23 protein-coding genes are annotated in these 23,190 nt (G+C 72.0%); 14 read left to right on the top strand and 9 right to left on the bottom strand.

Features of this window, described 5'->3' with window-relative positions; translation table 11 throughout:
• Nucleotides 1–59 precede the first annotated feature (59 nt).
• The 3 genes from AB0H62_RS14300 to AB0H62_RS14290 all read right to left on the bottom strand — a co-directional run bounded on the left by AB0H62_RS14300 (nucleotide 60) and on the right by AB0H62_RS14290 (nucleotide 3,218).
• Entirely contained in the window at nucleotides 60–1,799 is a 1,740-nt protein-coding gene (locus AB0H62_RS14300) for a PEP-utilizing enzyme (RefSeq protein ID WP_220242156.1), read from the bottom strand.
• 69 nt (nucleotides 1,800–1,868) lie between these two features.
• On the bottom strand, nucleotides 1,869–3,026 hold the full coding sequence (locus AB0H62_RS14295; protein ID WP_220242155.1) for an FAD-dependent oxidoreductase: 1,158 nt from the start codon (nucleotides 3,024–3,026) through the stop codon (nucleotides 1,869–1,871).
• 3 nt (nucleotides 3,027–3,029) lie between these two features.
• Entirely contained in the window at nucleotides 3,030–3,218 is a 189-nt protein-coding gene (locus tag AB0H62_RS14290; RefSeq protein WP_360586295.1) for a ferredoxin, read from the bottom strand.
• A 192-nt stretch (nucleotides 3,219–3,410) separates the two neighbouring features.
• Between AB0H62_RS14290 and AB0H62_RS14285 the strand changes: the two genes are divergently transcribed.
• Nucleotides 3,411–4,187, top strand: a complete 777-nt coding sequence (locus tag AB0H62_RS14285) for a 5'/3'-nucleotidase SurE (RefSeq protein ID WP_220242153.1) — start codon at nucleotides 3,411–3,413, stop codon at nucleotides 4,185–4,187.
• Between the two features lie 36 nt (nucleotides 4,188–4,223).
• A complete protein-coding gene (locus AB0H62_RS14280) occupies nucleotides 4,224–5,105 on the top strand; it encodes an SMP-30/gluconolactonase/LRE family protein (RefSeq protein ID WP_220242152.1) in 882 nt (293 codons plus the stop codon).
• Here AB0H62_RS14280 and AB0H62_RS14275 read toward each other — a convergent pair.
• Entirely contained in the window at nucleotides 5,080–5,571 is a 492-nt protein-coding gene (locus tag AB0H62_RS14275) for a GNAT family N-acetyltransferase (protein ID WP_360586293.1), read from the bottom strand. The two genes, AB0H62_RS14280 and AB0H62_RS14275, sit on opposite strands and share 26 nt — an antisense overlap.
• Nucleotides 5,572–5,647: 76 nt before the next feature.
• On the bottom strand, nucleotides 5,648–6,097 hold the full coding sequence (locus tag AB0H62_RS14270) for an Lrp/AsnC family transcriptional regulator (RefSeq protein WP_220242150.1): 450 nt from the start codon (nucleotides 6,095–6,097) through the stop codon (nucleotides 5,648–5,650).
• Between the two features lie 171 nt (nucleotides 6,098–6,268).
• Between AB0H62_RS14270 and AB0H62_RS14265 the strand changes: the two genes are divergently transcribed.
• The 3 genes from AB0H62_RS14265 (at nucleotide 6,269) to AB0H62_RS14255 (ending at nucleotide 12,291) form a co-directional block, all read left to right on the top strand.
• Nucleotides 6,269–9,760, top strand: coding sequence for an indolepyruvate ferredoxin oxidoreductase family protein (locus AB0H62_RS14265; RefSeq protein ID WP_360586647.1), 3,492 nt, complete (start codon nucleotides 6,269–6,271; stop codon nucleotides 9,758–9,760).
• A gap of 119 nt (nucleotides 9,761–9,879) precedes the next feature.
• Nucleotides 9,880–11,727 (top strand): FUSC family protein, encoded by a 1,848-nt coding sequence (locus AB0H62_RS14260; protein WP_360586290.1) that lies wholly within the window; start codon nucleotides 9,880–9,882, stop codon nucleotides 11,725–11,727.
• Between the two features lie 147 nt (nucleotides 11,728–11,874).
• Complete coding sequence (locus AB0H62_RS14255; protein ID WP_360586288.1) at nucleotides 11,875–12,291, top strand: hypothetical protein; 417 nt, start codon at nucleotides 11,875–11,877, stop codon at nucleotides 12,289–12,291.
• An 88-nt stretch (nucleotides 12,292–12,379) separates the two neighbouring features.
• Here the strand turns inward: AB0H62_RS14255 and AB0H62_RS14250 are convergent, their stop codons facing one another.
• Nucleotides 12,380–13,687: an MFS transporter gene (locus AB0H62_RS14250; protein WP_360586286.1), complete on the bottom strand. Its 1,308-nt coding sequence runs from the start codon at nucleotides 13,685–13,687 to the stop codon at nucleotides 12,380–12,382.
• Nucleotides 13,688–13,732: 45 nt separating this feature from the next.
• A complete protein-coding gene (locus AB0H62_RS14245) occupies nucleotides 13,733–14,662 on the bottom strand; it encodes a dihydrodipicolinate synthase family protein (protein WP_354869614.1) in 930 nt (309 codons plus the stop codon).
• Nucleotides 14,663–14,750: 88 nt separating this feature from the next.
• Here AB0H62_RS14245 and AB0H62_RS14240 point away from each other — a divergent pair, with 88 nt between their 5' ends.
• The 6 genes from AB0H62_RS14240 to AB0H62_RS14215 all read left to right on the top strand — a co-directional run bounded on the left by AB0H62_RS14240 (nucleotide 14,751) and on the right by AB0H62_RS14215 (nucleotide 19,653).
• Nucleotides 14,751–15,776, top strand: coding sequence for a LacI family DNA-binding transcriptional regulator (locus AB0H62_RS14240; protein WP_220242146.1), 1,026 nt, complete (start codon nucleotides 14,751–14,753; stop codon nucleotides 15,774–15,776).
• A gap of 115 nt (nucleotides 15,777–15,891) precedes the next feature.
• Entirely contained in the window at nucleotides 15,892–16,593 is a 702-nt protein-coding gene (locus tag AB0H62_RS14235) for a phosphatase PAP2 family protein (RefSeq protein WP_360586284.1), read from the top strand.
• A 117-nt stretch (nucleotides 16,594–16,710) separates the two neighbouring features.
• Complete coding sequence (gene murC / locus AB0H62_RS14230) at nucleotides 16,711–18,096, top strand: UDP-N-acetylmuramate--L-alanine ligase (protein ID WP_220242144.1); 1,386 nt, start codon at nucleotides 16,711–16,713, stop codon at nucleotides 18,094–18,096.
• Nucleotides 18,097–18,169: 73 nt separating this feature from the next.
• Nucleotides 18,170–18,955, top strand: a complete 786-nt coding sequence (locus AB0H62_RS14225; protein WP_360586281.1) for a nucleotidyltransferase domain-containing protein — start codon at nucleotides 18,170–18,172, stop codon at nucleotides 18,953–18,955.
• Between the two features lie 72 nt (nucleotides 18,956–19,027).
• Nucleotides 19,028–19,393, top strand: coding sequence for a hypothetical protein (locus AB0H62_RS14220; protein WP_360586279.1), 366 nt, complete (start codon nucleotides 19,028–19,030; stop codon nucleotides 19,391–19,393).
• 20 nt (nucleotides 19,394–19,413) lie between these two features.
• Entirely contained in the window at nucleotides 19,414–19,653 is a 240-nt protein-coding gene (locus AB0H62_RS14215; protein WP_220242141.1) for a hypothetical protein, read from the top strand.
• A 165-nt stretch (nucleotides 19,654–19,818) separates the two neighbouring features.
• Here the strand turns inward: AB0H62_RS14215 and AB0H62_RS14210 are convergent, their stop codons facing one another.
• Together AB0H62_RS14210 and AB0H62_RS14205 are read right to left on the bottom strand one after the other, a co-directional pair.
• The gene (locus AB0H62_RS14210; protein WP_220242140.1) at nucleotides 19,819–20,187 is read right to left on the bottom strand and encodes a DUF5313 family protein; all 369 of its coding nucleotides are present in this window, start codon (nucleotides 20,185–20,187) and stop codon (nucleotides 19,819–19,821) included.
• Between the two features lie 80 nt (nucleotides 20,188–20,267).
• Nucleotides 20,268–20,507, bottom strand: a complete 240-nt coding sequence (locus tag AB0H62_RS14205) for a hypothetical protein (protein WP_360586277.1) — start codon at nucleotides 20,505–20,507, stop codon at nucleotides 20,268–20,270.
• Nucleotides 20,508–20,630: 123 nt separating this feature from the next.
• Between AB0H62_RS14205 and AB0H62_RS14200 the strand changes: the two genes are divergently transcribed.
• The 3 genes from AB0H62_RS14200 to AB0H62_RS14190 are packed head-to-tail and all read left to right on the top strand — an operon-like array spanning nucleotide 20,631 to nucleotide 23,183.
• Entirely contained in the window at nucleotides 20,631–21,566 is a 936-nt protein-coding gene (locus tag AB0H62_RS14200) for a dienelactone hydrolase family protein (RefSeq protein WP_220242139.1), read from the top strand.
• Nucleotides 21,551–22,339 (top strand): ABC transporter ATP-binding protein, encoded by a 789-nt coding sequence (locus AB0H62_RS14195; RefSeq protein ID WP_360586274.1) that lies wholly within the window; start codon nucleotides 21,551–21,553, stop codon nucleotides 22,337–22,339. The genes AB0H62_RS14200 and AB0H62_RS14195 overlap by 16 nt, the downstream gene beginning before the upstream one ends.
• Nucleotides 22,314–23,183 (top strand): ABC transporter permease, encoded by an 870-nt coding sequence (locus tag AB0H62_RS14190; protein ID WP_220242137.1) that lies wholly within the window; start codon nucleotides 22,314–22,316, stop codon nucleotides 23,181–23,183. Before AB0H62_RS14195 ends, AB0H62_RS14190 begins: the two co-directional genes overlap by 26 nt.
• Nucleotides 23,184–23,190 lie beyond the last annotated feature (7 nt).

Raw genomic sequence — 23,190 nt, 5'->3', positions numbered from 1 at the left:
CCCCCCACGGAAAAGGGCCTGCACCCCACGCGGAGTGCAGGCCCTTTCCCTTACTGGGACTAGACTTCCAGCACCGTGACGGTGCCGGTGGTGCCGTCGACCTCGATGAGGGCGCCGTCCGGGATCCGGGCCGACGCGGCCGTCGCCGAAACCACGCACGGGATGCCGAGCTCGCGGCTCACGATCGCGGCGTGGGAGAACGGCGCGCCGACGTCCACGACCACCGCGGCGGCCGGCACGAACAGCGGCGTCCACGACGGGTCGGTCAGCGGGGCCACCAGGATCTCGCCGGGCTCCAGGGCCGACGGGTCGTCGGCGTTCGTGACCACGCGGGCGCGCCCGCGGGTCGAGCCGTTGCAGCCGGGCACGCCCTGGATGACCTCGCCGGCGACGGCAGGCTGCACCTCACGGCCCGAGCGGCGCGGCCAGTTCTCCACCGGCTCCGGCTGGCCCACGACCACGAACGGCGGCTCGCGGTCGAACAGGTCCAGGTACGCCGCTTCGCGGTCGCGCAGCGTCGTGCTGAAGCTCGCCGGGTCGTCCAGGAACCCGTCGAGCTCGCCGGCGAACAGCATGAAGATCTGCTCGGGGCGCTCCAGGTGCCCTTCGGCGGTGAAGCGGCGGCCCAGCTCGAGCGCGGGCAGGCGCAGCTCGTGCATGACCATGGCGCACGACGTGCGGCCGCGTTCCCGGCCCCGCAGCCACAGCGCGGCCGCGTGCAGCACGGCCTCGAACTGGCCCAATGCCTCGTCGTTGCCCGCCAGCGCGGCGCGCACGCCGGCCGACGCCGCTTCACGCTGCTCGACGCGTTCGGCGTTCTTCACCGCGGGCGCCGCGGAGTCGTCGGCCTGACGCATGCGGTCCACAGTGGACAGGGCGAGCGAAGGCTTGACGCCCCAGGTCTTCGCGCGGATCTCCCACTCCGACGGGCCGCGGAAGTCCCACGCCGTCAGGAACTCGTCGAGCTGGCGCGTGAACGCCACGACCTCGGGGTCGCCGCTCGCGCGCAGGCGCTCGACCAGGCCGTCCTGGCCCTCGTCGAACAACGCGGCCACCGCGCCGGTGCGGGCCAGGCGCGAGAGCGCCCACATCCCGGTGGACGGGCCGGTCGAGTCGATGTCGCCGATGCCGGCCACGAGCGTCAGCGCGAGCTCCGGCTGACCGATCGCCTCCGTGAACTGCGCGACGGCACCCAGGCCGACGCCGGCCTTGAGGCTCGCCTCGATGTGGCGGCTCAGCAGCGGCCGCAGCACGTCGCCGAACGAGGTGATCCGTTCGCGCAGCTCCTGGTTGCCCAGGTCGGCGATGGCGGGGCGGTTCTTGCGGATGTCCTCGACGGTGCGGCGGTCGGCGTCGTAGGCCGCGAGGTCCTTGGCGCCGAGGACCTGCTCGGCCAGCCACTGCCCGGCCGTGGCCTCGAACTCGGGGTTCTCGTCGAAATCGCGCTTTTCGCTTTCGTAGGAGGGGATCCCCGGCATGTCGCCGAAGTACTGCAGGTCCACCGCTTCCGGCGTCATGCCGGGCACGCGCACGCCGAACAGGCGCATCAGGGACATGTTGATGTAGAGGTAGCTACCGAACGCGGGGAGCACGTTGTGCTGCACGGCGGAGTCGTAGGTGGCGTGGTCCCACACCCCGCACGCGACGAACGCGTCGTCCCAGCCGGGCGAGAGGTTCGCCTGGAAGCCCGCCGACGCGTTGAGCGGGCTGATCGGATCGGGGAAGATCTCGCCGATGTTGGCGCGCGAGTAGATCGGGAAGACCGCCGACGCGTCGTCGTAGATGGGCCACTGGGTCATGGAGACCTCTCCTCGTCTTTGAGTTGGGCAGTTGAGTGGTAGTGGTGGGTTTTCTTGCTGTGCGGTGGCTCAGGCGGACGTGAGCCGCCGCCGTTCGAGGGCGAGTTGCTTGGGCAGTCCGAAAGCGACGGAGCCGACGTGCCGGCCGTCCGTCGAGTAGCGCGCGACGAACTTGTCCCCGGCGAGGTTGCCGTGCACGAGCTCCACGTGCTCGCCGCGGCCGGGCAGGCCGACGCCCTGGATGCGCAGGCCGCACTGGTCGGACCAGAACGAGGGCACGGCGTCGAACGGCGCCTGCGGCCCGTGCAGCAGCGTGCGCGCGGCCGCGGCGCCGCCGAGCGCCGCGGTGGTCCAGTGCTCCACGCGCACCGGCGCACCGAGCAGCGGGTGCGTCCAGCAGGCGACGTCGCCCGCGGCCACGACGTCCGGCACGACGGCGCCGGATTCGTCGAGTACGCGCAGGTACTCGTCGCAGCGGACGCCACCGGACACGTCGATGCCGCTGCCGGCGAGCCAGCCGGTGGCCGGGCGGACGCCGGTGGCGATGACGACCACGTCGGCGCGCACCACGCGGCCGTCGGACAGCACCGCGCCGGTCACGCGGTCCCGGCCGAGGAACTTCACGACCTGGGTGCCGAGCAGCCAGCGCACGCCGCGCTCGCGGTGCAGGCGCTCGACGCGCCGGGCGACGTCTTCGCCGAGCACGCGGATCAGCGGGTGGGGGAGCGGGTCGGCGACGGCCACGGGGAGGCCGAGGTCGCGGCACGTCGAGGCGAGCTCGCAGCCGATGAAGCCCGCGCCGAGCACGAGGACGCGGCCGGTGAGGTCGGCTCGGAGGGCGCGGGCGTCGTCGAGCGTGCGCAGGACGTGCACGCCGGGCGGGCGGTTGAGGCCGGCGGGGATCACGGGGTTCGAGCCGGTGGCGATCACGAGACCCGTGAAGTCGAGCTCTTCGCCGTCTTCGAGGACGACGGTGCGGCCGCGCAAGGCGGCGACGGGGTTGCCGAGGCGCCAGGTGACTTCGGTGTCGGCTGTGTCGCTGTCGGACAGCGCGAGCGCGGTTTCTCCGGTGGCGCCGGTGAGCAATCCCTTGGACAGCGGCGGCCGGTCGTAGGGCCGGTGCGCTTCGGCGCCGGCCACCACGATCTCGCCGCGGAACCCCTCGGCGCGCAGCGCTTCGGCGGCCCGCCAGCCGGCGAGCCCCGCTCCCGCGACCACGATCCGCACGGGCTACTCCGCGATCCGGATCGCGCGGGTCGGGCAGGCGCGGGCCGCGCGGTGCACCGCTTCGCGCAGGCTCGCGACCGGCCCGTGGTCGATGTGCAGCACCGCTTCATCGTCGAGGCTGAACACCTCGGGCGCGGCGAACTCGCACTGCCCGTGGCTCTCGCACAGCACCGGGTCGACTTCGACGTTCACGGGTCACTCCTCGCGGCCAATTTGTGACGTGCAGATCACATAATGCGGACCCGGGGGCTTCTGGTCAAGGGGGATACGTGGGTATCTTGGCTGGACAGGTTCACCTTGTCCGACTTGGGCGTGGACACAACAGCGAACGTGTGGTCACAATCTAGCGATCCGAACACTCCGACGAACCGGGAGCGGGCGACTGTGCGGGTACTGCTCACGAACGACGACGGCATCGAAGCCCCGGGCCTGCTCGCGCTGGCCCACGCTCTGCGGGACGCGGGGCACGACCTCGTCGTGGCCGCGCCCGCGGGGGACAGCAGCGGCAGCGGCACGTCGCTGGGTGCCATCGACCACGGCACGATCGTCGCGTGCGAGCCGCACGCGCTGCCCGGCCTCGACGGCGTGCCGGCGCACCGCGTGTCCGCGCCGCCGGCGTTCGCCGTGCTCGCGGCCTGTTTCGGCGCGCTCGGCCCGCCGCCCGACGTGGTGGTCGCGGGCATCAACGACGGCCACAACACCGGCCGCTCCGTGCTGCACTCCAGCACCGTCGGCGCGGCGCTCACCGCGTCGACCGCCGGCCGCTCCGCCCTCGCCGTGAGCTGCGGCGACCGCCCCGGCGCGCGCTTCGACACGGCGGCAGCGGTGGGCGTCGCCGTGCTCGACTGGCTGGTGGCCCACGCGCCCAAGCGGACCGTGCTGAACGTCAACGTGCCCGACGTCGACCTCGCCGACCTGCGCGGCGTGCGCTGGGCCCGGCTCGGCCGCGTGGGCTCGTCCGGCCTGATGATCAAACCGGCCGCCGACGGCCTGCGCCTGGAACGCTTCCCGACGGCGCAGGACGTGCTGGCGCTGGACGAGCACGCCGACACCGACGCGGCCCTGGTGGCCGCGCGGTGCGTCGCGGTGACGGGGTTGCTGGGCGGGCCGCGGGAGGTGTCGGACCTGGGTTCGCTGGAGGGCGTTCTGCCCGTCGGCTGAGTAGGCTCCAGGCCGGAAACCGGCGGCTGGGGGCAGATGTACGTCGAAGCGGAGTTCGAGAGGTTCGACGAGCGGTTCGCGCGCGTCGACGGTGATTCGCGGCTGGAGCGGCTCTACGACGGCTGCCGCTGGGCCGAAGGCGCGGTGTACTTCCCGGCGGCGCGCTCACTGGTGTGGAGCGACATCCCCAACGACCGGATGCTGCGCTGGGACGAGACGACCGGCGCGGTGGGCGTGTTCCGCCACCCCGCGGGCTACTCGAACGGCAACTCGCGCGACCGCCAGGGCCGGCTGCTCACGTGCGAGCAGGGCCCGCGCCGGGTCACCCGCACCGAGCACGACGGCTCGATCACCGTGCTCGCAGACCGCTTCGAGGGCAAGCGGTTCAACAGCCCCAACGACCTCGTCGAGGCGGCCGACGGCGCGATCTGGTTCACCGATCCCCGCTACGGGATCTCCAGTGACTACGAGGGTTTCCGCGCCGAGAGCGAGATCGGCGGCGACCACGTCTACCGCATCGACCCGTCGGGCTCGGTCACCGTCGTGGCCGACGACTTCGAGCGGCCCAACGGCCTGGCGTTCTCCCGCGACGGCTCACAGCTCTACGTCGTCGACACGAAACGCGGCCACCTGCGCCGCTTCGACGTGACCTCGCGCGGAGTCTTGACCGGTGGAGCCGAGATCGCGCACTGCCGCCAAGGCAACTTCGACGGGCTGCGCCTCGACGACCAGGGCCGCCTCTGGGCGGCCACCGGCGGCGGCGTCGACTGCTTCGCCCCCGACGGCACGCTGCTCGGCGGCCTCAAGGTCCCCGAACCCGTGGCGAACCTGGTCTTCGGCGGCCCGAAGCGCAACATCCTGTACGTCTGTGCGACGACGTCGATCTACTCGATCATGCTGAACGTGACGGGTGCCTGAGGCCGCGCACCATCTTCAGCGCCAACCGCCGGTAGTGCACCGTGCTTTCTTCGAGGAACCCGCACCGGCGGTAGAGCGCGATCGCCGCCGCGTTGTCCTCGAAGACCTGCAGCCGCACGGAGTGCGCGCTCTGGCTCTCGGCCCACTGCGCGACGGCCTCGACGAGCGCCTCGCCGACGCCGTGGCCGCGTGCGGACGGTGCCACGTACATCGAGTGCAGGTCCACCACACCGTCGTCGTCGGGGGTCGTGCCGCTCGCCATGCCCGCGTCGCGCCCGCCTACGGCCGCGAGCACGTTGAACGGCAGGTCCGTGAGCCGTCCGCGCCAGCGAGCCTCGGTGTCGCCCTCGCCCTGCCAGTCGGCGAGCCGCGCGCCGAACGCGTGCGGCGCCTCGGCGAGCGCGCTGAGCCGCAGGGCCCGCCACGCGCGCCAGTCGTCCGCCGTCAGTTCCCGGATCTCCACCACGCCGTCCACGATCGCGGCGACTGGCCGTGGCTCGCAAGGTGTTTTCCGTATAACGACCTATACCGCCGCCCGGAGATCAGCCGGCTTCCGCGGCCTCCGTCGAGCTGCCCAGCGTGATGAACGTCTTCGTGCCCACCACCCCGCCCGACACCCGGATCGCGTCGATCACCTGGCGCAGGTGGGTCACGTCGCGGGCGCGGATGTGGCACAGGGCGTCCGGGTCGCCGGCGATGAGGTACACCGCCCGGACCTCCGGCAGGTCGCGCGCGAGGCGCTCGATGTCCGGGGGCCGGGTGCGGCCCGTGTAGCGCAGCTCGGTGAAGGCCTCGATGTTCCAGCCCAGCTTGGTGTAGTCGATCTGCGCGGTGAAGCCGGTGATCACGCCGGCGGCCTGCAGGCGGTCGACGCGGCGCTTCACCGCGGGCAGGGAAAGTCCGACTTCGGCGGCCATGTCCGCATACGAGCGCCGGCCGTCGAGGCGGAGGAACTCCACGAGGCGCAGGTCGATGTCGTCGACGCCGGCCATGTCGCCTCCTGGCAAGAAATTAAAGTGGATACCAGGTCCACGTTACATAGTTGCGTCATCGTGGCCAGGCCGCGCACCGATCTTGCGCCGTGAGAGGCTGAGGTTTCTCCTGTGTCCCACGCCACCGTGTTCCATCCCGCCGTGCCCCATCCACCGTGCCCCACCCGGGCCCTGCCACGCCCCTGCGAGAGGAGCGCCCACGTGCTCACCGAACCGGTTTCGCTGGACGACAAGTACGTCGCCGACCATGGGCGAGCGTTGATCTCCGGCGTCCAGGCGCTCGTGCGGCTCACGCTCGAGCAGCGCCGGCTCGACGAGGCCCGCGGCCTCGACACGCGCGTGTTCGTCTCCGGCTACCAGGGTTCCCCGCTCGGCGGGCTGGATCAAGAGCTCGGGCGCGCCAAGAAGTTCCTCGACCCGGCCGGTGTCGTGTTCCGGCCCGGGGTGAACGAGGAGCTGGCCGCGACCGCCGTCGCCGGCACGCAGCTGCTCGGCAACGTCCCCGGCCGCCGTCACGCCGGCGTCACTGGCTTCTGGTACGGCAAGAACCCGGGCCTGGACCGCGCGGCCGACGCGATCCGCCACGGCACGCTCGCCGGCACCGCCTCGCTCGGCGGCGCGGTGGCGTGGATCGGCGACGACCCGGCGTGCAAGTCCTCGACGGTGCCCAGCTCGTGCGAGCCGATGGCGCAGAGCCTGGCCATGCCGCTGCTCGCGCCCGGCAGCGTCGCCGAGATCATCGAGTTCGGCCTGCACGCGGTGGCGCTCTCGCGGGCGAGCGGGCTGTGGACCGGTCTGAAGATCGTCGCGGACATCGCCGACGCGTCGGCCACGGTCGACATGCACACGCTGGCCCACGGCATCCCGATGCCGCCCGAGACCCTGCGCCCGACCGGGCGCGCGCTGGTCGGCGCGCCCGCGCTCGACGCCGAGCACGATATGTTCACCCGCCGCCTCGACCTGGCCCGCGCGTACGCCCGCGCGACCGGCCTCAACCGCGTCACCTTCACCGCCCGCGCGGCCAAGCTCGGGGTGCTCGCGTCGGGCACCGGCTACGCCGTGGTGCAGCGCGCGCTGCAGGACCTGGGGCTCGACGAGGCCGCCATGGAGGCGCTCGGCCTGCGACTGATCCGCCTCGCCATGCCCTACCCCCTCGACGCCGACGTGCTGGCCGAGCTCACCGAGGGCCTCGACGAGGTGCTCGTGGTCGAGGACAAGGTGCCGTTCCTCGAAGGCCACCTCAAGGAGGCGCTCTACCACCGCCCGGGGGCGCCCAACGTGGTCGGCCGCCGCGACGAGACCGGCCGGCCGCTGCTCACCGGCCGGGGTCAGCTCGTCGCGGAAGACGTGGCGAAGGCGCTGGTCAAGCGCATCGAAGCCGTCGTCGGCCCGGACCGGCTGCCGCGCACCGCCGCCGTGCACCTGGACGCGATCACGCCGCCGCGCCCGCCGCGCATCGCGCTGCCCACCGCCACCGCACCGCGTACGCCGTTCTTCTGCTCCGGCTGCCCGCACAACGTCTCCACGCGTACGGGCGACGACACGCTCGTGGGCGTCGGCATCGGCTGCCACGCGATGGTGGCCATCGACGGCGCGGGCCGCGGCCACCAGATCGGCCTCACGCAGATGGGCGGCGAGGGCGCGCAGTGGCTCGGCCTCGCGCCGTTCACCGACGACCGCCACTTCGTGCAGAACCTCGGCGACGGCACGTTCCACCACTCCGGCTCGCTCGCCATCCGCGCGGCCGTGGCCGGCGGCGCGACCATGACGTACAAGCTGCTCTACAACGACGCGGTCGCCATGACCGGCGGCCAGCGCGCCGAGGGCCGCCTCGACGTCCCCTCCATCACGCGCCTGCTGGCTGTGGAGGGCGTGCGGCGGATCGTGATCACGACCGAAAGCCCGGCCGACTACCGCGGCGTGTCGCTCGACCCGATCGCGTCGGTGCGCCACCGCGACGACTTCGCCGAGGTCGAGGCGGAGCTGGCCGCGACCGACGGCGTCACCGTGCTGATCCACGACGACCGGTGCGCGGCCGAGGAACGCCGGCTGCGCAAGCGCGGCCAGCTGCCGACGCCGGCCGAGCGCGTGGTCGTCAACGAGCGAGTGTGCGAGGGCTGCGGCGACTGCGGCGACGTGTCCACCTGCCTGTCGGTGCGGCCGGTCGAGACGGAGTTCGGGGCCAAGACGCGCATCCACCAGTCCTCGTGCAACAGCGACTTCACCTGCCTCAAGGGCGACTGCCCGTCGTTCCTGCTCGTGACGCCCGGCACGAAGAAACCGCGCCGCGAGGTACCCGAGCTCCCCGTGGCGCTGGCGGAACCGGCGGCTCGGCTGTCCGAAGTGGACACCGTGCTGATGCGGATGCCCGGCATCGGCGGCACAGGCGTGGTCACGATCTCGGCGGTGCTGCAAATGGCCGCGCACCTCGACGGCCGGTTCGCCGCCGGCCTGGAGCAGACCGGCCTGGCGCAGAAGGGCGGCCCGGTCGTCTCTGACATCCGGATCTCCAAGTCGCCCGTGACCGGTTCGCTGCGGGCCTCGCGCGCGACCGCCGACGTGCTCGTGGGATTCGACCTGCTCGGCGCGGCCGACGCGGGCAACCTCGCCACCGCGCGGGCGGGCCACACCGTCGCCGTGGTCAACACGGCGCTGGTGCCCACGGCCGCGATGGTCACCCACCGCGTGGTGCTGCCCGGTTCGAACGACGACGCGCTGGAGAAGATCAGCGCCGTGACCCGCGACCTCGTGGCGCTCGACGCGAACGAGCTGGCCGAGGAGCTCTTCGGCGACCACATGCCGGCCAACATGCTGCTCGTCGGCGCGGCCTACCAGCACGGCGTGGTGCCGATCTCGGCCGACGCGATCGAGGCGGCGATCCGGCTCAACGGCACCGCCGTGGAGAAGACGCTGGCGGCGTTCCGCTGGGGCCGCGCCGCGGTCGTCGACCCGGCCGCCGTGCGGGCCGCCGCGATTTCCCCGGCCGCCGCGGAAGTGGCGGTGGACGCCGTGGCCGCGACGATCGCCGCCGGCGACTTCGAGCAGGTGCTGGCGCCGCGCGTCGCCGACCTGATCGGTTTCCAGGACGAGACGCTCGCGCGCCGCTACGCCACCCAGGTCCGGGAGCTGGCCGCGGAGGCGGCCGAGCGCACGGACGCCGACACGGGGGCCCGCATCGCCGCCGCGTACGCGCGCGGGCTGCACAAACTGCTGGCGTACAAGGACGAGTACGAGGTCGCGCGCCTGCACCTGGACCCGGTCGAGCAGGCGCGGCGGGCGGCGGAGTTCGGCGCGGACGCCGACGTCGCCGTGCTGCTGCACCCGCCGGTGCTGCGCGCGATGGGCATGAAGCGCAAGATCCGCCTGCGCGGCCGCACCGCCACGGTGGCCTTCCGCACGCTGAAGGGTGCCCGCCGCCTGCGCGGCACCCGGGCCGATGTGTTCGGTTACGCGAAGGTCCGCCGCGTCGAGCGGGCTCTGCCGGGGGAGTACCAGCACCTCGTGGAGCGCGGGCTCGCCCACCTCACCCCGAAGACCGCCGACGCGTTCGAGGAGCTCGCCGCGCTGCCCGACGTCGTGCGGGGCTACGAGGACATCAAGCTCGCCAACGTCGAGACCTTCCGCACCCGCGCGGCGGAGCTGCTGGCCACGATCACCGCCTGAGCGCTCCCGGTCCGGATCCACAAAGGACTCAGCCACAAAGGACTCGGACCGGGAGTGGCGCCGCCGCTGCCGGGGTGCGAGGCTTCCGCGGGAAGAAGCGCGAAGACGGTGAGGTGCGGGTGAACGTTCTGGCGCGCGGCGGCGGTTTGCTCGTCGTGATCCTGGCGGTGGTCGGCGGCACGGCCGGGCTCGGGGCGGTGCTCGGCCTCGGTGGCACGATGATCCTCGCCGGGCTGACCGCGTTGTTCTGCTTCATCGCGGCCAACGGCGGCCCGCTGCTGCCGGACCTCAAGCTGCTGGCGGCGTTCGCGCCGGCGGTGATGATCGGCGCGGCGGGGCCTCGGCTGCTCGGGCAGGTGTCGCACGCCGCGGCGATCGCGCTGCTCGTGCTCGTGGTGTTCTGCGCGGCGCTGCTGCCGGCCCTGGGCGCGCGGTACGTGACCGTGGGCCCAGGGCTCGGGATGTCGTCGGTGTTCGGCTACGGCTTCCAGCTCACGGGCGCGGCGAGCGTCGGACAGATCCTCGGCGCGCCCGCGCTGGCCATCGGCGTGGTGTTCGTGCTGCGGCTGCTGACGGGCCTGGGTGACCCGGGCAAGCCGACGCGCGCCGCGCTCGCCGACGCGCTGGGCGGACCGGACCGCGAGAGCGCCGAACGCGCCGTTCGGCTGTGGCTGGCCGACCGGCCGCTGCGCTGGCAGGCGCGTGTGGTCGCGGCGGGTCTGCGCTGCCACGGCACAGCTGCGGTGCTACGCGACCGGCTGCGCGTACTGGACGCGGACCAGGCGGCGGCCGTCACCGCGGTGCTGGCGGCCGTCGAGGCGGCGCTGACGCAGCTCGCGGACGCGGTCCGCGTCAAGACCCTCGACCCGGCCGGCGTACCCGAGGTCGAGCGCGTCGACCCGGAGATCGGCCTGCCCGGCGACACCCGCGTGCTCGTCGATGACCTGTGGACGGCGGTCGCCGCGGTGCGCGAGGCCGTCTCGACGCGCGACGAGTCCCTCGTGGACTTCCCGCGCCACATCGTGCGCACGGCGTTGCGCCGCGAGGCCGCCGGCGCGTTGTCGTGGCGCTCGGCCCAGCTGCGCCACGCCGTCCGGTGCGCGCTCGGCATGCTGCTGGCCGTCGTGATCGCGTCGTTGCGCCCGGGTGACCCGCTCACGGTGTCGTTCCTGATGACGACGTTCGCGATCATGCAGCCCGAATGGCGCGACACGCTCGCGAAGGTCTGGCAGCGCGTGGCCGGCTCGGTGGCCGGGGCCGTGGTGCTCGCGCTCGCGCTGTGGCTGCTGCCGCACTCGGCGCTGCTGCCGCTGGGGCTCGTCGCGCTGCTCGTCGGGTTCCCGTTCATGCAGGCGCAGCCCCTGGTGTTCAACGGATGCATCGTGCTGATGAGCGTGAGCGTCAACGCGGTGACCAAGCATCTCGACCCCGGCGCGACGCTCGCGGAGTACGTGCTGCTGGTGGCGCTCGCCGTCGCGATCGCGCTGCTGTTCGGGTTCGCCGCCGTGCCGGGCGTGCCGAAACCCCCAGTGGCGCAACGCTTTTCGGACGCGACGGCCGCGATGGGCGAGCTGCTCGGATCCGTCGCCGCGCGCCTGCGCGGAGAACCGGGCGGCGACGCGCGCGAGGTCGGCCCGCGCTTCCGCACGGCCGTGCGCACGCACCAGGACCTGCTCGCGCCCGAACCCGGCACCCGCGGCCCGGACTCCACTCAACGCGACGCTCTCGACGAGTCGGTGGAAGGCCTGCGCGGCCTCGCGGCGTCGGCCGGCGCGATGCTCCAGCGCCGCACCGGTTCGGCCGAGCTGGCCGGCTTCACCGCCGACGCCGCCGCGGCGCTGACCACCGGTGCACCGCCGCCCTCCCGGCCGGACCTGCCGGACGAGGAGGAGCGGCTGCTCGCCGACCTGGTCCTCGCCGACGTGCTGCGGATCAGCCGCGGGCGCGCGGCCCTGACCCCGGCGTGAATGCGATTCATTTTCTGCGAGGGAATTCGCGGCAACCCTAAGTCATTCCTAAATGGCCACTTTCGAGGTGCGCCACTCGGCTGTTCCGTTGTACGTTCGGTTCGCGGCGAGATGATCTTGCCGCTCCTACTGGAGGGAACAGAACACATGGGGAAGCGGATTTCGCGGATCGGTGCGCTCGTCGCCGCGGTCGCGGCGGCCGGCACGCTGGTGGCCGGCGCTGGCGTTGCGAACGCGGCGCCGGCCAATGCGTGCACCGACCCGCACCAGGCGTCGGGCATCATCGGGAAGTGGGGCCCGGTCAGCAAGTCGAACTGCGCGATCCTCGGCCACGCGGGTTTCCGCGCGGGATACGGCTGGAACGTGCAGGAAGGCACCAACCAGTCCGCGTGCGTCCAGGGCTGGGGTTTCGACGCCAAGCACCCGAAGGGCGGCTGGTTCAGCCTCGGCTGCGGCAAGAGCGGCAAGATGACGGTGCCGTGGGGCAACATGGCCGCCAACCCGCAGGTCCGGGTCAAGAGCATGGGTGGCAGCATCGCGGTGATCATCGACTGGCGCCAGTGAGCTGATCCCGGTGCCCGCCGGCCATTCCCCGGCGGGCACCGGAACCATCTTTATCCGAAAAACAGCAATTCTCTCGAACGGCACTGCCCTATTCGATGGCCACGATGTCGCGTCCGGTTCGGTCCGGCGCTATCGCGGAGAAAACAATCCCCGCCAACGGGCCCAGAATGCCCAGTGCCAACGCGAGCGGAATGCCGCCGCCCGCCAGGGTCAGCGCGAAAAGCGGGTACACGCCGGCACCGAGGCCGCGGCCGACGTAGTAGCTGCTGTTCGCGCCCGTGGACCGGATGCGCGTCGGGTAGTACTCCGACATCCACACGCCCAGCACGCCGAAGCCGCCGCAGGCCGCGGCCGACCACATCAGCGCCCAGAACGTGGCGTCGCCCCAGAAGGACGAGCTCACGTGGTCTGTGCCGCTCAAGACCTGTCCGAGGAACCAGGCGAAGCCGGCCACACCGAACACGCAGGCGGCCAGGAACGCGTACTTGCGCCGCACCAGGTCCGACACCGCACCCGTCGCCGAGTAGGCGAGGATCGTGAACACGTACCCGATCAGCACCACGCCGCTCGCCGTGCCCAGCGGCAGGTGCTGCACCTTCAGCAGGTACGTGGACAGGTACACGCCGACGGAGTTGGTCGTGAGGAACATGGCCGTGGACAGCACCATGAAGATCACGCTGCCGTAGACCACTTTCGAGCGGAACACGTCCAGGATCGGCACGCGCGTGCGCCGCAGCTCGGGCGGCACGGTGCCCTCGCGCAGCCGCCGTTGGTACTCGAGCCAGTGGCGCGACTCCGGCAGCAGCCGGAAGGCCGCGAGCCCGATCACCACGCTCACCACGCCGATCACGACGTAGCCGGTGCGCCAGCCAAGGTCGTTGCCGAACCAGGACAGGCACGCGTAGAGCACGCCGACCGTCACGATCTCGCCGAGGAAGTACATCGACTGGATCAGGCCACCCATCGTGCCGCGGCGGGTGGTTTTCCAGCACTCGGTGAACATCGAGAACGACAGGCCGAACAGGCCGCCCATGCCGAGACCGGCCAGCAGCCGGGTGGCCAGGAACGTCCCGAAGCTCGGCGCCAGCCCGCCGAGCACGGCGGCGACGCCGAACGCGAGCACGGAGATCGCGTACGTGCGGCGGCGACCGAGGGTGTCGCCGAGCCAGCCGAACAGGAACCCGCCCGCGATCGAGGCGAAGCCCTGGAACGTCGCCACGCTCACCAGTGCCACCGTGGACACGTGCAGTGAGCCGGACAAGTAGGTGAGCGGGTAGCCGACGAGGTTGATCTCGGCGCCGTCGAACAACGAGCCGAGGAACGCGAACACGAGGATGAACCGCAGCTCCCGGCGGTTCCCGGTTCTCGGTGGTGCCTCTGCTGACACAGCAGTCATTGGTGTGCCTTCCCAAGCGAAGCGGTGGAGAAGGAAAACGCAGCGTCAGAGCACCTTGCCGAGCCCGGCGTGGGCGAGAGCGGCGGCGACCTCGTCGTCGGCCTCCGGAGCGAGCGGCAGCAGCGGCGAGCGCACGTAGGCGTTGGGGATGACACCACGCTGCACCAGGCCCAGCTTGAGCGCGACGCTGCCTTCCATGTGCGAACCGCGGTGGTAAACGGCCTTGGTGAGCGGCAGCAGCCGGTCGTGCACCGCGCGCGCCGCCGGGTAGTCGCGGCGCTTGCCGGCCTGCAGCAGTTCCCACATGCCCTCGGGCGCCAGCGCGCCGTAGCCGACGAGCGCGCCGTCGACGTCGAACATCGTGTGCAGCAGGTACTCGTCGTGGCAGGTGAGGATCTGCAGGTCGGGAACCTCCTTGCGCAGCACCGGGACCTCGGTGTCCCAGCGGCGCATGTTGCGCACGCCGTTCTTGATCGCGAACACGGAGTCGAGCTCGGCGATCTTGAGCTGCTCGGTGAGGTTGTAGCTCGCCTTCGTCACGTCCGGGTACTGGAACAGGATCTGCGGCAGGCCGGAGATCTCGCCGACGATGCGGTAGCGGTCCGCGGCGGCGCCGGGCTGGAAGCCGAAGCGCAGCCAGCTGTGGGCCGGGTAGAGCAGCACGCCCGCCGCGCCCGCCTCGCCGTAGCGCTTGGCCTCTTCGCCCGCGACGCGGCTGCCGTCGCTGATCACGCCGGTGATGATGGGCTGCTTGCCCTCCACGGCGTCGACCAGGGTTTTCACCACGTCGCCGCGCTCGGTCTCGGTCATGCTCGCGCCTTCGCCGGCGTGCCCGTTGCACACGATGCCCTTGACGCCCGGCAGGCCGGCGAGCCAGCGCCCGTGCACCGCGAGGGCTTCGTGGTCGACGTCGCCGCTCTCGGTGAACGGGGTGACGCACGCCGGGACGAGGCCGCGCAGATCCAGAGACTTCATGACACTCCCTTGTTTCAGGCTGTGCAAACGATGAGGGAATCGGTTGCACAACGGTAGGCTGCGGGTTGCCCGAGAGTCAAGGAGCCGCATGAGCGAGCGAACACCGGAGATCACCCGGGAGCCGGGGGCCCGCCCGACGATCAGCGACGTCGCGCTGGCAGCCGGCGTCAGCAAGTCGACGGTCTCGCGCGCGCTCAACCCCGAGCACCGGTTCTTCCGCAGCCCGTCGGCGGCGCGGATCCGCGAGATCGCCGAGGGCGTGGGCTACGAGCCGAACCCGGTCGCGGCCAACCTGCGACGCCAGCAGACCAACACGTTCGGCGTGCTCGTGCCGCGGCTGACCGACACGGTGATGGCGATGTTCTACGAGGAGGTCGCCACGGCGTGCACGCGCCGCGGGTACCACGCGCTGGTCGCGACCTCGCACGACGAGCCGGAGCTGGAGCGCGAGAACGGCCGGATGCTGCTCGGGCGCCGCGTCGACGGCCTGATCCTCACCACCGCACGCACCGAAGGCGGCTTCTGTCAGGAGTTGCTGGAGCGCGGGGTGCCGCACGTGCTGGCGATGCGCACGTTCGGCGACAGCGCCGCGGCCGTGGGCGACGACCGCCTCGGCGGCTACCTCGCCACCCGGCACCTCCTGGACCTCGGACACCGCCGCGTCGCCCTGGTCGCGGGTCCGGCGTATGCGTCCAGCGCGCTCGGCCGCCGGGCCGGTTATGAGGACGCGTTGCGCGAAGCCGGCCTCCCGGCAGTGGTCCTGCCCTCGACGTTCAGCATGGAGAGCGGCGAGGACGCCGGGCGTGCCCTGCTCGCCCTCGATCCGCGCCCCACCGCCGTCTTCGCCGTGAACGACAACACCGCCGTCGGGCTGCTCTCGGCCGTGCAGCGCGCCGGTGTGCGCGTGCCCGAGGAGCTGTCCGTGGTGGGGTACAACGACATTCCGCTCGCCGCGCGCCTGCCGGTGCCGCTCACCACGATCCGAGTCCCGTTCACGGAGATCGCCGGCGCGGCCGTGGACCTGCTGATCGACGCGGGCGCCGGGGTGCCGGCCACCACGCGCCGGTTCGCGCCGACGTTGATCCCGCGGGGGACCACGCTGCGGGTGGGGTGAGGAAGGCCCCGTCCGTCCACAGGGGACTGGTCCGTGCGGAACCAATGCGCGGTTGTTGCAGACCCATGACATTTCCCGGGCCCACCGCGGACGAAGCGTTGGCAGGCTGGACGGGGTGAACAACCGAGTGCTCGGCATCGCCTGGCGGCTGGTGGCCGCCGTCCTCCTCGTCGTGGCGACGGCGGTGACGTACTTGCTGCTGGTCCGCACGGAGTCCGGCCAGGAGGCCGACCAGCGGGTCCTGGAGACGTTCGACCCGTCGTTCACCCGCGCGTCGGGGGAGGTGCCGCTGCCGCTGGAGGTCCCGGTGCCGGTGCTGTTCACCCTCGCGCTCGTGCTGGTCGTGGTGATCGGCCTGCTGCGGCGCGCGTACCGGCGCACGGCGGCGGCCGTCGGGCTCATGGTGGTGGTCGCGGGCTTCGCGCAGCTGCTCAAGGTCGCCCTCGACCGGCCGAACCTGGCCGAGCGCATCCACTCCACCAGCAACAGCTTCCCCAGCGGCCACGTGACGGTGGCGGCGATGAGCGTGTTCGCGCTGCTGCTCGTGCTGCCGCGCGTGGGGCGGTTCGTGGCGGCGCCACTGGGCGTGGCGTGGATCGTCGCGGTCGGCGTCTCGACGCTCACCGTCGGCTGGCACCGCCCCAGCGACTGCCTCGGCGGCTTCTTCCTCGCGGCGGCCGGCTACGCGCTGGCCTCGGCGTGCGTGGTCGAGCGCCACCGTCCGCGGCTGCCCGCCGACGCCACGACCGTCGTCCTCGCCGCGCCTCAGCCGGCGCCCGGGCACCCGGACCGGCAGCCGTTCTCAGTGCCGCGCTGACGGATCGGCACACGGCTGTTGCCTTGCCGCGACAGAGAGCGCGCGGTCCGAGGACATGCCGGCAGCACCCTCGAATCCGGGGACAGGGAGTCCTCACCGGACACAAGAGAGTGCGTGATGAACGAGCTGACCGTGCGGGACCTGGGCCACGTGTACCTGATCGGCATCGGCGGGGTGGGGATGTCGGGCCTCGCGGAGATCCTGCTGCGCCACGGGGTGCCGGTGAGCGGCAGCGAGGTGGGCGACCGGCCGGCCCTGGCGTTGCTGGAGGAGCTGGGCGCCACCGTGCACCGCCGGCACTCGGCCGGGCACCTCTGGACCGCCGACACCGTGGTGTACTCCACCGCGATCCCCGACGACCACGTGGAGCTCGTCGAGGCTCGCGATCGGGGACTGCCGCTGCTGCACCGGTCCGAGGCGCTCGCGGCGGTGCTGGCGAGGCGCCGGGCGATCGCGGTCGCGGGCACGCACGGCAAGACCACCACCACCGCGATGATCACGGTCGCGCTGCGCGCCGGCGGGGCCGACCCGTCGTACGTGATCGGCGGCGACGTCCGCACGCTCGGCTCCGGCGGCGTCGGCTCGGGGGAGTACTTCGTGGTGGAGGCCGACGAGAGTGACCGCTCGTTCTTCGCCTACACGCCCGAGGTCGCGGTGGTCACGAACATCGACTCCGACCACCTCAACACCTACGGCGACGTCGAGGGGCTGCAGCAGGCGTTCCTCGACTTCTGCCGCCGTGTGCGCCCCGGCGGTTTCGTGGTGACCAACGCAGACGACGAGCGGTGCCGCCGGCTCGCATCGGCGCTGCGGGCGGAAGGCCGGACCGTGTACACCTACGGCGAGGCCAACGACGCCGACCTCGTCGTGGTGGGGCTTTCGTCGGTGACCACGGGGATCCGCTACGACGCCGTGCTCGACGGCGCCCTCGTCGGCGCGGTGCACGTGCCGGTGATGGGCAAGCACCTCGGCCTCAACTCCGCGGCCGCGCTGCTCACCGCGCAGCGGCTGGGCATCCCGGGGGCAGCCCGCGGCTTGCGCCGTTTTCCGGGCGTCCGCAGGCGGTTCGAGCTCCGTGGTGTCGCGCGCGGCGTTCGGGTGTACGACGACTACGCCTGCCACCACACGTCGATGGCCGCTTCGCTGACGGCGTTGCGGTCGGTCGCGCAGGAACATCGGCTGGTCGTGGTGTGCCAGCCCAATCGCGCGTACCGCGTGCGGCAGTTCCTCGGCGAGATGGCCGAGTCGCTGAGCCTGGCGGACCAGGCGGTGGTGCTTCCGGTGTTCGGCCCCGGCGAGACCGTCGCGGCGGGTTATGACGGCGAGGCGCTCACCGCCGCGATTCCGTTGCCGGAGAAGGACAAGGTGTACGCCGGGTCGGGCTCCGTCGCGTGTGCGGAGGTGGTGCGGCGCGTGCAGCGGGGCGACGTCGTGGTGACCATCGGGTCGCCCGAGATGGCGGCGCTGGCCGGCCGCATCGTCGAGGCGCTGCACGAGGGCTGAGCGCTTATTCGCGTGCCGGCCGGAGCGGTGTCGTGCTACTTTGCCCGACTTTGCTCCTGCCGAAAGGAAGGTCATGACCGTTCCCGCGCAGCACCGCGAGTTCCTCGACGACGTGCTCCCGAAGATCAGCCGCGACCCACGCGTGGCCGGGGTGGCCGTCGGCGGCTCGATCGCCCACGGCGAGCCCGACGTCTACTCCGACGTCGACGTCCTCGTGGTCGTTTCCGATGAAGCGTTCAACGCGGTGATGGCCGAGAGGTTCGCGTTGATCGGCTCGTGGGTCGACCTCGTCGCGGGCTTCACCGGCGAGCACGTCGGCGAGCCGCGGCTGGTCATCACCCTGACCGGGCCGCGCTTGCTGCACGTGGACTTCAAGTTCGTGCGAGTGGCCGATTTCGGCGAGCGGACGAGCGACCCGAAGATACTTTGGGAGCGCGACGGTGCGCTGACCCGGGCCCTCGCCGCCGCGCCCCTCGCCAAGGAGCCGCTGGACGAACAGTGGCTCGAAGACCGGTTCTGGGTGTGGGTCCACTACGCGGCCACGAAACTCGGGCGCGGCGAGCTGTTCGACGTCCTAGGATTCCTGGCTTTCCTGAGGGAAACCGTCCTGGGGCCGCTGATCGCCGCGCGCGCCGGCATTTCTCCTCGAGGCGTGCGCCGGCTGGAGTTCGCCGCTCCGGAAGAGGCGCGTGAGCTGCGGGCCACCGTCTGCGGGTACGACACGAAGGAGGCCGGGGCTGCGGTGCTGGCGAGCATCGAGCTGTACCGGCGCTGGCGCGGCGACGTCGAGCGGCGTGACCGGGCCGAGGAGCTGGCGGTGCGGTACCTCGCCGACGTGCTGGAGTCGGGCGGCAGGTAGCGGACACGCTCGGGAGGGCTCCCGCCGTCCGCGGTTACCGTCCCCGGTGATCAACCGGAGGAGGGGTGCGTCGTGGGCGGGTGGCAGGTCAGGACCGCGCGGTGGGTGATGGCCGTGCAGGCGGTGGCGTCGATCGGGATATGGGTGGTGCAGCTGCTCACGGTGCTCGAACGCCTCGACCACGGCCAGGACGTGCCGGGGTCGGTGTGGCTCGTGCTCGTGCTGAACCCCGTGATCGCGGTGCTCGTCGCCGTGGCCGCGGCGTTCCTGGCGTGGCACGCGTGGGCGGCGACGCTGGGGGTGGCCATGGAGGTGATCGGCGTGGTGAGCGCCCTGATCAGCGTGATCACCGGGTACTACCAGGCCGTGGTGGCGATCGTGCTGGCCATCGCCGTGATCACGCTGATCGTCCGCCGCCGGCAGCCTGCCGTCGTCTGAGCCCGGGAAGGGGTTCCGCCGTGTCACGTTTGCGTCTGGCCGCCTCGGCCGCCGCCGTCGTCTTGCTCGCCACCGGTTGCGCCGGGCCGCCGCCCGAGCAGTGCGACGAGTTCATGTGCGAAACCGTCGGCTACTGGCCCAGCACCGAAACGCAGATCGAAAACGGTTTCGTCGCCGTGCTGAGTGCTCTCGGCGTCGTCCCGATCGTGCCGCGCAGCGCCAACGGCCCGGCGCGGCGCACCGTCACCGTCGGCGGGTAGCGCCTCAGCCGGTGGCGACGAAGCCGAGGATGGCGACGAGCGCGATGAAGACCATGCCCACCCCGCGGACGACCGAGGCCCACGCCGGCAGGGCACCTGGGCCTTATCGGCCGAGTGGCTCTCCACAGCGCCGGTGCGGTGGCGCGACAGGGTCCTGCCACGGCGTCACGGCCATGTTCCGGCACCGCCGCGACGTTTCCGGACTTCTTTGCCGGTGTTCGGTGGGAAGCCGTGCTTGGCGAGACGCACTTCGGCGAGCTCGTCGGCGCTGCCGAGGGTGAGGAAGAGTCCCAGCACCAGCGCCATCAGCAACCCGAGCAGCACCAGACCCGCCGGCAGCGGCGTGAGGAACACCAGCAGGAGGAACCCGGCGGTGAGCCAGGGCAGTGCCTCGAAGAACACGCGGAGCGCGAACCGCAGCACCCAGGTCCGGGCGGTCGCGTCGTGCAGCACCCACGGGCGGTACTCATCGGGGAGCCGCGCGCCGTAGACGTAGCGCAGCCACCGGATCGGGCCTGGCCGTGGGCTGACCATGACACCAGTGTCGGCGCGATCGGCGAGATCTGTCCACCTGGTGCCAGTGTGGCTCAGGTGTTTTGTCCGCCCGGCGCGCGTCAGCGCAGCGAAGCCAGTGCCGCCTCCGCGGAACCCGCGCGCTTCGCCAGGTCCCGCCACGGGTCGGCCTTGCGCGCCAGCCGTTGCTTGCGCTGCGCCGTGGTGAGGCGGATGCGCGGCTGCAGCGCGGCGAAGCTGGTGTTGTCCCCGTCGAACGCCACGATCTCCCTGTCCGCCACGAACCGCGGGCCGCCCCGCCGGTCGAGCGCCTCGACGAGCTCCGGGTAGGCGTTGTCCATGACCGGTCGGTGGTCACTGCGCAGCCACGGAGAGTGCTCGCGCCCCGCCACTTCCGCGACGAGTCTTGTCAACGCCGGCTAACTAGCATTACGTTACTAACAAGTCGCTAGTTAGGAGCCAGCGTGGGCTGCAACGAGCACCCGGACCCCCGGTGGGCCCGGCCGGGACGCCATCGGGTCGTCACGGGTGAAGTCGACGAATGGGCGACCGCGGACGGGCAGCGGGTCGCCGTTTTCGCGCAAGAACCGGACAGTACCGGGGAAAAGCCGGTTGTCGTCCTGTGTCACGGGCTGGGCGGGAGCCACCGCGGGTACGCGGGCTTCGGCCACCACCTCGCGTCCCACGGCTACGCGGTGCTGCACCCGCAGTTCCGCGATGCCTTCGAGCTCGCAGGTCCGGAGCTCGGCCTGTCCGGTGTGGACGAACGAACCTGGCCCGCGGATCCCGTGGCCAAGCAACGGATGCACGCACTGCTTTTCGACCCGGAACACTGGCTGTCGCGGGTCGGCCGGGTGCACGCGGTGCTCGACGCGCTCGCCGCCAAGCCGAACCTGAGGCCCGACCACGTACTGCTCGCCGGGCACTCGTTCGGCGCCTACACCGCCCAGCTCCTCCTGGGCGCGCGCCTGTCCGGCCACGAGACCTTCACCCACCCGGCCGTCGCGGGCGGAATCCTGTTGTCACCGCAGGGAAGCGGCGACCGCGGGCTCACGCCGGACTCCTGGCACGACGTCGAGCTGCCCCTGCTGGTCGTCACGGGCACGCGTGACTTCGGTGCCCGCGGCGAGGGCGTCGAGTGGCGCCGCGAGCCGTACGACCGGGCGCGCTCACGGTTCAAGCACCTCGCCGTGGTCCACGACGGCGACCACCAGCTCGGCGGAATCCCACGCCACGACACCGAAAACAGCCCGACGGCGGCCGCGATCTCCGCGGTCGCCACGGCGTTCGCCGACCGCGTGCACGGCGACCGGGCCGCGGGGGAGTGGCTCGCGAACGCACCCTTCCCGACGATCCTCGACCACACCCACCAGGAGGAGGCCGCATGTCCGACGTCGTGATCAGCGCGACGGGCGTCGAGCGGACGTTCGTTTCCCGCGGCCACGCGGTCCACGCGCTGGGCCCGGTCGACCTGACCGTCGAAAGAGGACAGTTCGTCGCCATCGTCGGCCCGTCCGGCTGCGGAAAGTCGACGTTGCTGCGGATCGTCGCGGGGCTGGCCGCGCCCTCGTCCGGCGAGATCGTGATCGATCGTGCGGACGCGGATTCGCCGCTGTGCTCCATGGTCTTCCAGGACTACGGCATCTTCCCCTGGAAGACCGTGCTCGCCAACGTGCGGCTCCCGCTCGACATCGCCGGCGTCTCACGGCCGAGGGCCAACGAGGTGGCCCGCGACTGGATCGAGCGCGCCGGCGTCTCCGGCTTCGAATCCGCCTACCCGGCCACGCTTTCCGGCGGCATGCGCCAGCGCGTGGCCCTGGCCCGGGCGTTCGTGGCCAACCCCGAGATCCTCCTGATGGACGAGCCGTTCGCCGCCCTCGACGCGCAGCTGCGCCTGGTCCTGCAACAGGAGCTGCTGCGGGTGTGGGAGGCGCACCGGCGCACCATCCTGTTCGTCACCCATGCCATCGACGAGGCACTGCTGCTGGCCGACCGCGTCGTCGTCATGTCCTCGCGGCCCGGGCGCATCCTCGACGACATCGAGGTCCCGTTCGCCCGGCCGCGCACCCGCGCCGCGCGTTCGGCGGCCGAGTTCGGCGCCCTCGAAGACCACATCTGGCGGCTCCTGAAAGGTGAGGTGGAAGAACGTGAGCACGCTCATGACGTCGCATGAGGAGCTCGGAGGTCGTGAGCTCGTCCGGCGCACACCCGGTCCCGCCGAGCTGGCGCCGCAGCGACACGCCCGGCGCCGCCGCGGCGTGACCCTCACGCTGGCCTGGGCGACCCCGGTGCTGATCGTCGTGGTCTGGGAGCTCACCGCGCAGTTCGGCATCCTCGACACCCGGTTCTTCCCTGCCCCCAGCGTGATCTGGCAGGCGGGCGTGCAGTCCATTCAGGACGGTGTGATGACCGACGCCATCGTCGACACCGTGCGCAAACTCGTGATCGGCTACGGGATCGGCGTCGTGGCCGGCGTGGCGCTCGGTGTCCTCCTCGGACTGTCGTGGATCGCCCGGGCTGCGCTGGAACACACGCTGGTCGCGCTGTACACGCTGCCGAAGCTGGCGCTGTTCCCCGTGTTCCTGCTCATCTTCGGCCTCGGTGGGCTGCCGCAGATCGTCCTGGTCGGCGTGTCCGTATTCTTCATCGTCGTACTCGCTTCCACCACCGCGGTGCTGTCGGTCGAGCAGGGCTACCGCGACGCCGCGGAAGTGCTCGGCGCCAAACGCACCCAGCTGCTGCGCCACGTCATCCTCCCCGCAGCGCTGCCCGCCATCGCGACCTCGATCCGGCTGACCGCGGGCATCGGCATCCTCGTGATCGTCGGCATCGAGATGGTGTCGGGCGACAGTGGCCTCGGCTACCTGATCTTCCAGCGCTCCCAGGTGTTCGACCCCGCGACGATGTACGCCGGCGTGATCATCGCTGGGGTGATCGGCGTGGCCTTCACCGGCCTCGTCAGCCTCGCGCTGAAGTTCGCCGTCCCCCAGCAGCGGCCGCGCCTGCGCCGGTCCTGAGTCCCTC

The sequence above is a fragment of the Amycolatopsis sp. NPDC050768 genome (assembly GCF_040654155.1).
GTDB lineage: Bacteria > Actinomycetota > Actinomycetes > Mycobacteriales > Pseudonocardiaceae > Amycolatopsis.
The sequence above is the reverse complement of the archived record's forward strand: the minus strand, read 5'-3'. Positions and strand labels throughout refer to the sequence as shown.

Bases quoted from the DNA above. Each gene is read 5' to 3' on its own strand.
- AB0H62_RS14300 (WP_220242156.1), bottom strand. From the start codon at position 1,799: ATGACCCAGTGGCCCATCTACGACGACGCGTCGGCGGTCTTCCCGATC.
- AB0H62_RS14280 (WP_220242152.1), top strand. From the start codon at position 4,224: ATGTACGTCGAAGCGGAGTTCGAGAGGTTCGACGAGCGGTTCGCGCGC.
- AB0H62_RS14270 (WP_220242150.1), bottom strand. From the start codon at position 6,097: ATGGCCGGCGTCGACGACATCGACCTGCGCCTCGTGGAGTTCCTCCGC.
- AB0H62_RS14255 (WP_360586288.1), top strand. From the start codon at position 11,875: ATGGGGAAGCGGATTTCGCGGATCGGTGCGCTCGTCGCCGCGGTCGCG.
- AB0H62_RS14250 (WP_360586286.1), bottom strand. From the start codon at position 13,687: ATGACTGCTGTGTCAGCAGAGGCACCACCGAGAACCGGGAACCGCCGG.
- AB0H62_RS14245 (WP_354869614.1), bottom strand. From the start codon at position 14,662: ATGAAGTCTCTGGATCTGCGCGGCCTCGTCCCGGCGTGCGTCACCCCG.
- AB0H62_RS14240 (WP_220242146.1), top strand. From the start codon at position 14,751: ATGAGCGAGCGAACACCGGAGATCACCCGGGAGCCGGGGGCCCGCCCG.
- murC (WP_220242144.1), top strand. From the start codon at position 16,711: ATGAACGAGCTGACCGTGCGGGACCTGGGCCACGTGTACCTGATCGGC.
- AB0H62_RS14225 (WP_360586281.1), top strand. From the start codon at position 18,170: ATGACCGTTCCCGCGCAGCACCGCGAGTTCCTCGACGACGTGCTCCCG.
- AB0H62_RS14210 (WP_220242140.1), bottom strand. From the start codon at position 20,187: ATGGTCAGCCCACGGCCAGGCCCGATCCGGTGGCTGCGCTACGTCTAC.
- AB0H62_RS14205 (WP_360586277.1), bottom strand. From the start codon at position 20,507: ATGGACAACGCCTACCCGGAGCTCGTCGAGGCGCTCGACCGGCGGGGC.
- AB0H62_RS14195 (WP_360586274.1), top strand. From the start codon at position 21,551: ATGTCCGACGTCGTGATCAGCGCGACGGGCGTCGAGCGGACGTTCGTT.